The organism is Synergistota bacterium, from assembly GCA_021159885.1.
Lineage (GTDB): Bacteria > Synergistota > GBS-1 > GBS-1 > GBS-1 > AUK310.
The window spans coordinates 1-11,454 of the sequence record JAGHDO010000009.1 but is presented as its reverse complement, the minus strand read 5'-3'; the positions used below and the strand labels follow the sequence as shown (position 1 = coordinate 11,454).

Below are 11,454 nucleotides of genomic sequence, written 5' to 3'. Positions count from 1 at the left end.
GTTCAATCTATCTCCCATATATGTAAAGGGAGGACAGCCATCTTGAATAAAACTCTAATAAAGTTTCTGCTATTTTATTCTGCTCTTATAGGAGGAGTAGCCTTCTTTTTTCCTTTTGTGTTTAGCGCTATACTTGCTACAGTGGTCATCGTCGTTCTCTTAGAACCATTTTCAATATTCTTAAGCAGAACATTGAAGCTTCCTCGCAGAATATCAAACGCGGTAGCTCTTATAGTCTTTTTCTTCTCCTTTGCATTGCTTCTTATATTCCTTATACCATCTCTCATGAAAGAAGCAGCTAACTTTTATGAAATGGTAGCTAAGTTCTTTGAAAAACGTGAGTGGGAAAAAATATTGCCCCCCGATGTTGGAATAAGAATAACCCAGCTGGTTTCAACTTTTCAGCCAAAGCTTCTTAAGCTTCTCGCTGACATAATCTCCGCCGTAACGAAATTTGCTCCTCACCTATTTACCTTTATGTTTTATGTTATCCTTGGATCTATATATCTGATATATCACTTTCAGTTTATAAGGAGAAGGATACCCCGCATTTTTCCAAAAAGTTGCCGTCGCGAAGCGACCTTTTTCTTAAGAGATACCTATATCCAGCTAAGGCAGTACATATTTTCCATAGTCATAGTGGCAGTCACGGTAGGAATTTCAATGGGGATATTGTTAACCTATTTGGGCTCCAAATATACAATTCTCCTAAGCTTCTGGGCTATTTTCACCAACTTTATTCCAATAGTTGGGGTATTTCTCGAGATGGTTCCCCTTTTTCTGATGACATTTTCCCTCGGATTAAAAGCAAGCATTATTCTTGCAATAGGGGTGATCATAATACATACGATTGCATTTCTACTCTTCCTGAAGCTGATGGAGGGATACATAAGAATAAATCCCGTAGCGATAATCTTCCTGATCATGTTTTTTAGCTCGACCCTCGGGGTTCTTGGCGCACTTATAGCTGTTCCAACTGCTGTTGTTTTCAAAATATTCTGGATTAGATTCTTAACGCCTGCTCTTGATGCTAAATGATCTAAAAGGTGCTTTACAAACCGAAAACTATCGTATACAATATCTGGGGGGCTTGAGCCACATAGCTTGAAACTTGAAAACAAGATAAAACAGGGGGGGAGAGGTATGGCACGGTATTTAGCGGCGCATTCTGAACGTTGTAGTGGATGTAAAACTTGTCAGCTTATATGTACTTTGGTACATTTCAAGGAAAACAATCCCAAGAAAGGCGCTCTAATAATCAAGCCAAATTTGCCGGAACCGGGCTTTCAAGTTATAACTTGTACACAATGTGGTGAGTGTGCAAATGTATGTCCAACGGGAGCTATATACGAGGAAAACGGCGTTTACAAAATTGATAAGGAGAAGTGTGTTGGTTGCTATGTATGCGTTGATGCCTGTCCTGAAAATGCTATGGTTAAGCATCCCGCTGAGACCGCTCCTATAAAGTGTGATTTATGTGGCGAGTGTGTTAACTATTGTGGAACAAAGGCACTTTATATAACCGAGGGTTAAGGGAGGGATGGAACCATGGTAGGAGGATATATGAATAAGGTCTTGAGGATAAACCTCTCGAGCGGGGATATAAGAACCGAATCGTTAGATCTTGATATGGCGAGGAAATTCCTGGGTGGTAGAGGTTTCGCTTCTTATATTCTTTATAAAGAGCTTAAGAAGGGCATTGATCCTCTTGGTCCCGAAAACAAGCTTGTAATGGCCTCAGGTCCGCTATCAGGTCTTTTTCATCCTTGTAGTAGCAAGATAACTTTTGCAGCCAAATCTCCCTTAACCGGCTTATACGGGGATAGTAATATGGGAGGGCATATGGCTTCTGAGCTCAAGTATGCAGGGTACGACATTGTTATATTCGAAGGAGCATCGGATAAACCGGTATACATAGTGATCGATGATGATAAAGTTGAGATAAGGGATGCTTCACATCTTTGGGGAAAGGGAACTATAGAAACGGAAAAGCTTCTTAAGGAGGAGCTGGGGGAGGACTTTCAGATAGCGGTTATAGGACCTGCGGGAGAGAATTTGGTTAAGGTTGCCATTATAAGGCATGATTTTGGTAGAGAGGCTGGAAGAACTGGAATAGGAGCTGTAATGGGCTCCAAGAAGATAAAAGCTATAGCAGTACGTGGTACTAAGAGCATTCCCGTAGCCAACTTTGATGAATATCTCAAGCTTGGAAAAGAGATGTTTAAGTCCGTCATGGCTAACGAGGTCTTTCCGGAACTTCAGAAATACGGTACCCCGATGGTAGTAGATTGGGTTAACGAGATAGGTGCGTTCCCAACGAAAAACTTTAGCACGGGTTATCATGAGAAACACAAGGAAATGAACGGCCCAACAATGAGAGAAAGGGTAGTCGTTCACGATAAAGCATGTGGATTCTGCCCGATAGCCTGTGGAAAGTACTCAGTAGTGGAGTATAACGGTAAGAGGTATTACGTTGAAGGCCCCGAGTATGAAACTATAGGAATGATAGGTGGCAGTAATACTATGCCCTCTATCTATGAGGTAACCTATGGAAACTACGTGTGCGATGATCTCGGTTTAGATACCATATCTACAGGTGGAATAATAGCTTTTGCCAATGAGTGCTACGAGAAGGGGATAATAACGAAGGAGGATACTGGAGGACTCGAGCTTAAATGGGGAGATATAGATGCGTTTGTCAAGCTTGCTGAGATGATAGCAAGAAGGGAGGGTATAGGTGATATCTTAGCAGAGGGGACAAAGAAAGCAGCAGAACGCTTTGGAAAAGATGCGATAAAGTTTGCTATGCAGGTTAAAGGTATGGAGATTAGTGCGTACGAATCTCACTGGGCGCCCTCAATGCTTCTTGCGTATGCAACTTGTGATATAGGCGCTCATCATAATAGAGCTTGGGCGATCACTTATGATATAGAAGTTGGTAGAGATAAGATATCCAGGGATAAGGCTGAGAAGGTCGTTTATCTTCAGCATGTTAGACCCATGTTCGATGCTCTTGGTGTATGTAGATTTACATGGGTCGAGTGTGGAATAGATCTCGAATATTATGCAAAGCTCTACACCGCAGTAACCGGTTGGGAGACTTCTCTGAATGATCTTCTTAAAGCCGCTGAGAGAGCTTGGAATCAAAATAGACTCTTCGCGATCAGGGAAATACCAGATTTTGGAAGGAAGTATGATTATCCACCCGCGCGCTGGATGGAAGAACCAGCAACGACCGGTCCCAGCAAGGGTAAGCTCGTTCCCAAAGAGGACGTAGATAAGCTGCTTGATTTCTACTACGAAGTCAGAGGTTGGGATAAAAACGGCAGGCCTACGCCAGAAAAGATAAAGGAACTTGGCTTGGAGGTGATAGAGTAAGGGGAAGGGGTATAACCCCTTCCCCTTACTCTATTTCTATGCATGTGATTGTAAAGCCAGGTAGCTCTCTCCTCAGGAAATATGTGCCTCATGGACAGAGAGTGGAGCTTGAAGCTCCCCTCACCGTTAAAGATCTGCTCGGTAAGCTTGGCATACCAGAAGGTTTAGTAGCTGCTGTTGTAATAAATGGTGAAAAGACCGGAAAGACCCATTTGCTAAGAGGAGGAGAAGAAATTGTGCTTATTCCACCTATTGCGGGGGGTTGATGCTTAATGAAAAAAAACGCGGATGTTGTGATAATTGGTGGAGGGGTGCATGGTTGTTCCCTTGCCTATCATCTTGCAAAAAAGGGATGCAAAGATGTCGTTTTACTTGAGCAGGAGTACTTGACCTATGGGGGAACCGGCAGATCAGCTGCAGGGGTAAGGCATCAATTTGGCACGGAAATAAACTGCAAGCTTGCCATTTACAATATCCAGTGCTTTGAGAACCTCGAGGAAGAGCTTGGTTATCAAGGTACTATTGAATTTGAGCAGGGAGGCTATCTCTGGATAGCCTATACTGAGAGCCAACTTGAACAGCTTAAGAAAAACGTTGAGCTCCAAAATAGCTTAGGGATTCCCTCCAAAATACTTTCTCCGGATGAGATTAAGGAAGTAGTTCCTCATTTAAATATTGAAGACGTGATAGGTGCGAGTTTCTGTGAAAAAGATGGTCATGTTAATCCTTTCTATGTAACAATTGCTTATGCGGAAGCAGCACAGAGGCTCGGCGTTGAGATATATACTTACACGAAAGCCACTGGCCTAAAAATGGAAGATGGAGAGATAAAGGGAGTTTATACCGATAAAGGCTTTATTTCCACGCCGGTGGTGGTAAACTGCGCAGGCCCATGGGGCAAGGAGATAGGCAAGTGGGCGGGCATAGATATCCCTATGTATTCAGAAAGGCATCAGATTCTTATAACGGAACCTCTGGAAAGAACACTTAACTGTATGATTCTCTGTCTGGATGACGGTTCTTACTGGAAGCAAAATCCCACTGGTGGCTTCATGCTGGGAATAGGAGATCCACATGAGGTCAAGGGATTGAAGCAGAACGCAAGCTGGCAGTTTCTTGAAGAAGCTGCAAGGAAGATACTTAGCAAAATGCCAATTTTGAAAGAGGTAAGAGTTGTAAGGCAGTGGGCAGGGCTTTACGATATTACACCTGACTCTCAGGTCATACTGGGCCCCACGGATGTGAAGGGGTTCTATCTCAACCTTGGATGGAGCGGTCATGGACTTCAGTTCGCTCCGTCCATAGGTAGGGCTCTCTCTGAGGTCATCCTCGGAGAAGAACCCTTCATAGATATAAGCCCCTTCTATATAGAGAGGTTCAAGACAGGTAAACTGATTCCTGAACCAGCTTGCATATAGAAGGAGGGAGGCTAATGGCGGGTTGGATCAAGGAACATCCTATTCTGCAATATCAACATGGCAGAAAGGTTAAGTTTTTCGTTGATGGTAAGGAATATGAGGGTTACGAGGGAGAGCCTATAGCTGCTGCTCTTCATGCCAACGGCATTAAGGTTTACAGAAGGAGCATACTTCTTAAGAGACCCAGAGGGTTCTTCTGCGCCGTTGGAAAGTGCTCCTCATGCTTCATGGTGGTAGATGGTAAGCCTAATGTAAGGGTGTGTATCACGCCGCTTAAAGAGGGAATGAAGGTAGAAACTCAGAAAGGGAAAGGTGATCTGCGTTGAAGAGCGTGGAAATATTGATAGTAGGCGGAGGTCCGGCAGGTCTTAGCGCGGCTATAGAAGCTTCTGCTGCTGGTGCTAAGGTTCTCATAATAGACGACGGCCTAAAGCTCGGAGGTCAGCTTGTCAAGCAAACGCATAAGTTCTTTGGATCCAAGGAGGAATATGCGGGAACGAGAGGCTTTAGAATAGCTAACGTTCTTCTAAACGAGCTTGAAAAGTATAAAGATAGAGTCGAGGTAATAACTAATACCACTGTAACGGGATATTACACCGACGACGGCGTTTTTGGAGCGCTAACTGGAGAGGAAAAGTACTTCAAGGTAAAACCAAAGAAAGCTATTATTGCCACTGGAGCTTACGAAAGAAGTCTTCCCGTTCCTAACTGTGATCTTCCTGGAGTGTACGGAGCTGGGGCGGTTCAGACGTTGATGAACGTCTATGGTGTAAAACCAGGTGAAAAGGCTCTTATGATAGGTGCAGGTAATATCGGGCTTATAATAAGTTATCAGCTCGCTCAAGCTGGCGTTCAAGTTCAGGGCGTGGTAGAAGCTATGCCGAGAATAGGTGGATATCTCGTACATGCATCGAAGATAAGGAGGCTTGGTATTCCTATTTATACTTCCCATACCGTCAAGGAGATCCACGGTGAGGAGTACGTTGAGGGAGCCACAATCGTCCAAGTTGATGAAAAATGGCAGCCTATTGAAGGCACGGAAAGATACATAGAAGCGGATCTTATCTGCTTGGCAGTAGGTTTGTCTCCCCTGACCGAGCTTCTCTGGCAGGCTGGTTGTAAGATGAAGTTTATACCTGAGCTTGGTGGATACGTCCCCGTGCGAAACAGAGAGATGAGGACATCCCATCCAGATATATATGTTGCCGGAGACGCCTCTGCCATTGAGGAAGCCTCAACTGCTATGGTTGAGGGGAGAATAGCCGGGCTATGTGCAGCAGCAAGCCTTGGCTATAAGGTTCTAGACTTTGAGGCAAGGTTGAATAAGCTTTGGAGCCAGCTTGACAGCTTAAGAAGAGGTCCCGTTACTGAGAAGATAAGGCAGGGTCTTCCGAAGGCCATGGTTGAGGAGGTGTAATTTAATGCTTGAGAGAACCGGAGTTCCTACCCCTGAACAGATCAAAGAGATAACCCCTCCCGAGGAGATATTAAAGAGTAAGCCTGTTGCGGTTATAGAATGCTTTCAGCGCATTCCTTGCGATCCCTGCCATACCGCTTGTCCCACGGGAGCTATTTTAGAATTTGAAGATATAAATGATCTTCCTAAGATAGATTGGGATAAGTGCACCGGGTGTTCTCTTTGTGTGGCTAAATGTCCGGGCTTGGCTATCTTTGTTATAGATACGACCTTCTCAGAAGATGAAGCTCTCGTTAAGCTTCCCTATGAGTTCGTGCCAGTGCCTGAAAAGGAAGAGGAAGTTGAGTGCCTGAATAGAGAAGGGAAGATTATTTGCAAGGGTAGAGTAAAGCATGTATTTGAGCCATTTAAGGATGGGACCAAGGTTGTATCTGTTGCGGTCCCCAAAAACCTCGCTATGGAAGTAAGACACATAAGGGTGGTGAGATAAGATGGCAGATGAAAAGATGGAAAAAGATGTAGTAATCTGTCGCTGTGAGGATGTAACTTTGAGCAAGATAAGGGAGCTTATAAAGAAGGGATATACCACTCCTGATGAGATAAAAAGATTAACGCGTGCTGGAATGGGCCCCTGTCAAGGCAGAACCTGTAGGGATCTAATAATGAGAGAGATAGCGCGTCTAACGGGCAAGAAAATAGAGGATATCCCTATGCCTACTTTCAGACCTCCTACAAGACCTATCAAGCTTGGAGTGCTTGCTCAGAGCGAGGAGGATGGTGAATGATTAAGAGTACGGCTGATGTAGTCGTAGTGGGTGCCGGCATACAGGGGTGTGCTGTGGCTTATAATCTCGCTAAAATGGGTTGTAAAGATGTAGTAGTTATAGAGAAGAATACCGTTTCAAGCGGGTCTACTGGAAGATGCGGAGCGGGGATTAGAGCCCAGTGGGGAACGGAAATGAACTGCAGGCTTGGAATTGCATCCATAGAGATCTTTGAGAACCTCACGGATGAGCTTGGCATGGACATAGGACTTCATCAAGGAGGCTATCTTATGATAGCTTATAAAGAAAGCGAGTTTGAGCAGCTTAAGAAGAACATCGAGTTGCAGAATAAACTTGGTATAAAGTCAAAAATTATAAGTGAAGATGAGGCAAGGGAAATTTGCCCCGTCCTTAACACGGAGGGAGCGGTTGGCTTCACTTTCCATCAGAGGGATGGACATGCGGATCCTATGCTAACTACTTTTGCATATGCTGAGGCTGCAGAAAGACTTGGCGTTAAGATTTATAAGTTTACCGAGGTTATTGACATAGATGTCGAAAATGGAAGGATAAAGGGAGTTAAAACAACCCGTGGGTATATATCAACGAGAGTGGTGGTTAACTGCGCCGGAGGATATTCAAAAGAAGTAGCAAAAATGGCAGGCGTAGACATTCCTACTTACTCTGAGAGACATGAGATACTTGTAACCGAGCCCATAGAGAGGGTTTCAGAATCAATGCTCATGTCGTTTTCTGGTAACTTCTATATTCAGCAAAGACCACATGGGAGCTTTATAATGGGTTATGGCCCAGAGGAACATGAGAAAACCCATGCCGTTAATTCAACTTGGCCCTTCCTTGAAGAAATGGCGAGAAAGTTCGTCCGACTTCTACCCGCCCTTAGGGATCTAAGGGTGGTTAGACAATGGGCAGGTTCCTACAACATGACTCCCGATGCTCAACCGATCCTTGGTGAAGTCGATGAGGTTGAGGGGTTTTATCTCTCCGTTGGTTTCAGTGGGCATGGTTTCATGTTCGGTCCTATAACTGGCAAGCTTATAGCCGAGCTTATACTCACGGGGAAGACATCTATACCAATTCATATGCTTAATTACAGAAGATTTGAGAAGGGAGAGTTGATTAGAGAACCCGCAGTAGTATAATATAATAAGGGGTGATACTCTTGCTTATAATAACAAGGGCGGATATTAGAAAGGTTGTTAGCATGAAGGACGCTATTGACGCTGTAAAGAGCGGGTTCTCTGCCTTCTCCGATGGAAAAGCTATCGTTCCATTAAGGGTTCCTATAAAGGTAGATGACAACATAATCCTTTTTATGCCAGGGGCTCTAACACAAGAAAAAAGCGTAGGGGTGAAGGCAGTTTCAGTTTGCCCCGGAAACATTGCTAAGGGATTGCCTTTAATATATGCTGCAGTTTTGATGCTTGATGGGGAAACGGGTATACCCTTAGCCCTCATAGAGGGGGGCTATGTTACCGCCCTGAGAACCGGAGCAGCGGGGGGAGCAGCTGCTGATGTACTTGCAAGAGAAGATGCGAAGGTAGCTATGGTTTTTGGAGCAGGCGTTCAGGGAAAGAGCCAGCTTGAAGCTCTATATGCGGTAAGGAATATAGAGCTCGCATATGTATACGATATCGATACCGAAAGAGCAAGAAAGTATGAGGCGGAGATGAAAGAGCTTCTCGGCATAGATGTAAAATTTGTGGAAGATTATGAGAGCGTTTTGCCCGAAGCCGATGTTGTTATTACGGCAACACCTTCGAGGGAACCTTTCCTTAAAGGAAAGCTACTTAAAGAAGGAGCGCACGTTAATGCCATAGGATCGCATGCTCTTGATATGAAGGAACTTGATGCTGATGTTTTCAGAAGAGCTTCTGTAATAGCGGTAGATTCGAAAGATGCTGTTTTAGCAGAAGCGGGGGATCTTATAGAAGCTCTTAATGCTTCTGCATTTAAGAAGGAAGATATGGTTGAGCTCGGGGAGATTCTTCTGGGAAGAGCCCAGGGAAGGAAAAGCGAAACCGATATAACCCTCTTTAAGACCGTTGGCATAGCGGTTGAAGATGTTGTCGTTGGGAAGCTAATTTATGAAAGGGCTCGTGAAAAAGGCGTAGGGACAGAAATCAAGGGATTCTTTGACTAAGTGAGAGTTGCCGTTCTTTATGGAGGGGTTTCCCCCGAAAGGGAAGTTTCCTTAAGAAGTGGAAAAGCGGTAGCTAAAGCTCTGGCTGAAGAAGGTGTAGACGTCTTCTTGATAGACGCAATTGGTGATTTCTTTCTGAAGCTTTGTTCTTTGCAAGTTGATGTGGTTTTCATAGCGCTTCACGGAGGATTGGGAGAAAACGGAGGAATTCAAGGAATGCTGGAGGCGATGGGAATTCCATATACAGGACCTGGAATAATGACGAGCGCGATATGTATGCATAAACCAACAACCAAGCTTTTGCTTAAAGCCCTTTCTATCCCTACTCCTCCCTTTGTTAGCTTTAGGTTGATTGATGCACCTAAGTGGGGGGATCTCTTCAGGCTCTTAGGGGATCCCCCCTTTATTATCAAGCCTGCTTCCTTGGGGTCTACTATAGGAGTTCGCAAGATAAATACTGAAAGAGAATACATCGTAGCCCTCAAAGAAATACGCAAGTTGGATGAAGAAGCGCTCATTGAACCCTATATTAATGGTAGAGAGCTTGCGGTTACCGCTTATGGAAATGATACCCCTGAGGTACTTCCCATTGTAGAAATTATACCTCGTGAAAGCGAGCTATATGATTATTCTTCAAAATACACTCCTGGAAAAACGAGATATATCGTTCCAGCTTCTATTTCGCATGATCTTTATAAGAGAGCGAAGGAAATCGGGCTTAGAACTTACAAGGCAGTTTACGCAAGTGGATATGCGAGGATCGATATGATAGCAACTCAAGATGAGGTCTATGTTCTTGAGGTAAACACTGCTCCCGGCTTAACATCCACGAGCTTGGTACCAATGTCGGCAAAGGCAGCTGGATATACATTTGGGGAATTTCTACTAAAGCTTATAAACTTAGCTTTAGAGAAAGGAGGTGGTAAATGAAAGGAGAAAGAGGCTTTCCTTAAAAGGCGGTATCTTTCTCTAAAGCTAACAAACCAATCGCCAGGAAAGGAGGGTGAATGCGGGAATGGGAAATGGTCGTGAGCAATGGACATCAAGATGGGGGCTGATTCTCTCAGCTCTCGGTATGGCCATAGGAACTGGGAACATATGGAGATTCCCACGAGTATCCGCTGCCAATGGCGGAGGTTCCTTTATGGTCGCCTGGATAGTGGCGTTATTAGTATGGTCCATTCCTGTTCTGATGATCGAGGGGCTTCTTGGTAGGGAAACGAGAATGGGATGTATTGGAGCATTCAAAAAATGGATGGGAGAAAGATATGCTTGGGTAGGAGCGCTTCTCGCGTGGATATCCCTGGCTATAGCTTTCTACTATGCTGTCGTTATGGGCTGGTGTCTTAGATACTTTGTTTATGCTCTCAGCGGAAAGATCGGTGGAGCTGGGGTAGATGTAAAAGTCGCGGAGAGCATGTGGAAGGCTTTCTCGTCCAGTCCCTCTCAAATGATATTGTTCCATTTCCTTGCCATGCTTATAGCAACAATAATCATCTATCGTGGTATCAGCAAGGGAACCGAGCTTGCTAATAAGGTAATTATACCGATGCTATTCATCATTCTCGCAGTTCTTGCTATTAGGGCTTTGACCCTTCCAGGAGCTGGTGAGGGCGTCAAATATCTTTTCTCACCCAATTTAAAGAGACTTCTTACTGCGAAGACATGGTTAGAAGGATTCTCTCAGTCAGCATGGTCAACCGGAGCAGGATGGGGACTCTTCCTAACGTACATGGTTTATACATCTAAGAAGGAAGACGTTGTCTTAAACAGCTTTATGACCGGCTTTGGCAATAACTCCGCTTCCATATTCGCTGGTTTTGCGGTAATAGGAACTATTTTTGCTCTCTCTCCCTCAATCGAAGCGGCACACAAAGCAGTGGGTTCTGGGAACACCGGTTTGGCTTTCATATACTTAACTGCTCTCTTTTCCAAGATGCCTGCGGGTGTCGTTTTTGCTGCGTTGTTCTTCCTTGCTCTAACCATTGCAGCGCTCTCCTCAGAGCTCTCAATGCTTGAGCTTGGAATAAGACTCTTCAGAGACGCTGGATGGTCAAGAAAGAAGGCAGCCCTATGGGTAGGAATTCTCTGTTTCATACTTGGTCTTCCCTCCTCGGCTAATATTACCATTCTTAACAATCAGGACTGGGTTTGGGGAGTTGGGCTTATGATTAGCGGTCTTCTTTGTGCAATAGCGGTCTTCAAGACCGGTGTTTCTAAGGCAAGGGAAATAATGAATAAGAACAGTGACATGAAAGTAGGCGCCTGGTGGGATATACTCGTTTATCTTATTCCGGTATGGTTCGTTCTTCT

The 11,454-nt window shown here is 44.5% G+C and carries 13 protein-coding genes; all 13 read left to right on the top strand.

The window, feature by feature from the left end; all coding sequences use genetic code 11:
• Positions 1-42: 42 nt before the first annotated feature.
• Complete coding sequence (locus J7M13_00560; protein ID MCD6362484.1) at positions 43-1,038, top strand: AI-2E family transporter; 996 nt, start codon at positions 43-45, stop codon at positions 1,036-1,038.
• A 105-nt stretch (positions 1,039-1,143) separates the two neighbouring features.
• Complete coding sequence (locus J7M13_00555; GenBank protein MCD6362483.1) at positions 1,144-1,533, top strand: 4Fe-4S dicluster domain-containing protein; 390 nt, start codon at positions 1,144-1,146, stop codon at positions 1,531-1,533.
• Between the two features lie 15 nt (positions 1,534-1,548).
• Positions 1,549-3,378, top strand: coding sequence for an aldehyde ferredoxin oxidoreductase family protein (locus tag J7M13_00550; GenBank protein ID MCD6362482.1), 1,830 nt, complete (start codon positions 1,549-1,551; stop codon positions 3,376-3,378).
• An 83-nt stretch (positions 3,379-3,461) separates the two neighbouring features.
• Positions 3,462-3,644: a MoaD/ThiS family protein gene (locus J7M13_00545; GenBank protein MCD6362481.1), complete on the top strand. Its 183-nt coding sequence runs from the start codon at positions 3,462-3,464 to the stop codon at positions 3,642-3,644.
• 6 nt (positions 3,645-3,650) lie between these two features.
• Complete coding sequence (locus J7M13_00540; GenBank protein ID MCD6362480.1) at positions 3,651-4,796, top strand: FAD-binding oxidoreductase; 1,146 nt, start codon at positions 3,651-3,653, stop codon at positions 4,794-4,796.
• A 14-nt stretch (positions 4,797-4,810) separates the two neighbouring features.
• Positions 4,811-5,122 (top strand): (2Fe-2S)-binding protein, encoded by a 312-nt coding sequence (locus tag J7M13_00535; GenBank protein ID MCD6362479.1) that lies wholly within the window; start codon positions 4,811-4,813, stop codon positions 5,120-5,122.
• Entirely contained in the window at positions 5,119-6,213 is a 1,095-nt protein-coding gene (locus tag J7M13_00530) for an FAD-dependent oxidoreductase (GenBank protein MCD6362478.1), read from the top strand. Before J7M13_00535 ends, J7M13_00530 begins: the two co-directional genes overlap by 4 nt.
• 4 nt (positions 6,214-6,217) lie before the next feature.
• The gene (locus J7M13_00525) at positions 6,218-6,703 is read left to right on the top strand and encodes a 4Fe-4S binding protein (protein ID MCD6362477.1); all 486 of its coding nucleotides are present in this window, start codon (positions 6,218-6,220) and stop codon (positions 6,701-6,703) included.
• A 16-nt stretch (positions 6,704-6,719) separates the two neighbouring features.
• Positions 6,720-6,998 (top strand): (2Fe-2S)-binding protein, encoded by a 279-nt coding sequence (locus tag J7M13_00520; GenBank protein ID MCD6362476.1) that lies wholly within the window; start codon positions 6,720-6,722, stop codon positions 6,996-6,998.
• A complete protein-coding gene (locus J7M13_00515; GenBank protein ID MCD6362475.1) occupies positions 6,995-8,140 on the top strand; it encodes an FAD-binding oxidoreductase in 1,146 nt (381 codons plus the stop codon). The genes J7M13_00520 and J7M13_00515 overlap by 4 nt, the downstream gene beginning before the upstream one ends.
• Positions 8,141-8,160: 20 nt before the next feature.
• The gene (locus J7M13_00510; protein ID MCD6362474.1) at positions 8,161-9,141 is read left to right on the top strand and encodes an ornithine cyclodeaminase family protein; all 981 of its coding nucleotides are present in this window, start codon (positions 8,161-8,163) and stop codon (positions 9,139-9,141) included.
• A complete protein-coding gene (locus tag J7M13_00505) occupies positions 9,142-10,071 on the top strand; it encodes a D-alanine--D-alanine ligase (GenBank protein MCD6362473.1) in 930 nt (309 codons plus the stop codon).
• A gap of 85 nt (positions 10,072-10,156) precedes the next feature.
• Positions 10,157-11,454, top strand: a 1,298-nt coding sequence (locus J7M13_00500) for a sodium-dependent transporter (GenBank protein ID MCD6362472.1), incomplete at its 3' end; no start/stop codon positions are given.

Excerpts from the sequence above, each read along its gene's own strand:
- J7M13_00525 (MCD6362477.1), top strand. The coding sequence starts at position 6,218 with ATGCTTGAGAGAACCGGAGTTCCTACCCCTGAACAGATCAAAGAGATA.
- J7M13_00550 (MCD6362482.1), top strand. The coding sequence starts at position 1,549 with ATGGTAGGAGGATATATGAATAAGGTCTTGAGGATAAACCTCTCGAGC.
- J7M13_00540 (MCD6362480.1), top strand. The coding sequence starts at position 3,651 with ATGAAAAAAAACGCGGATGTTGTGATAATTGGTGGAGGGGTGCATGGT.
- J7M13_00535 (MCD6362479.1), top strand. The coding sequence starts at position 4,811 with ATGGCGGGTTGGATCAAGGAACATCCTATTCTGCAATATCAACATGGC.
- J7M13_00515 (MCD6362475.1), top strand. The coding sequence starts at position 6,995 with ATGATTAAGAGTACGGCTGATGTAGTCGTAGTGGGTGCCGGCATACAG.
- J7M13_00555 (MCD6362483.1), top strand. The coding sequence starts at position 1,144 with ATGGCACGGTATTTAGCGGCGCATTCTGAACGTTGTAGTGGATGTAAA.
- J7M13_00520 (MCD6362476.1), top strand. The coding sequence starts at position 6,720 with ATGGAAAAAGATGTAGTAATCTGTCGCTGTGAGGATGTAACTTTGAGC.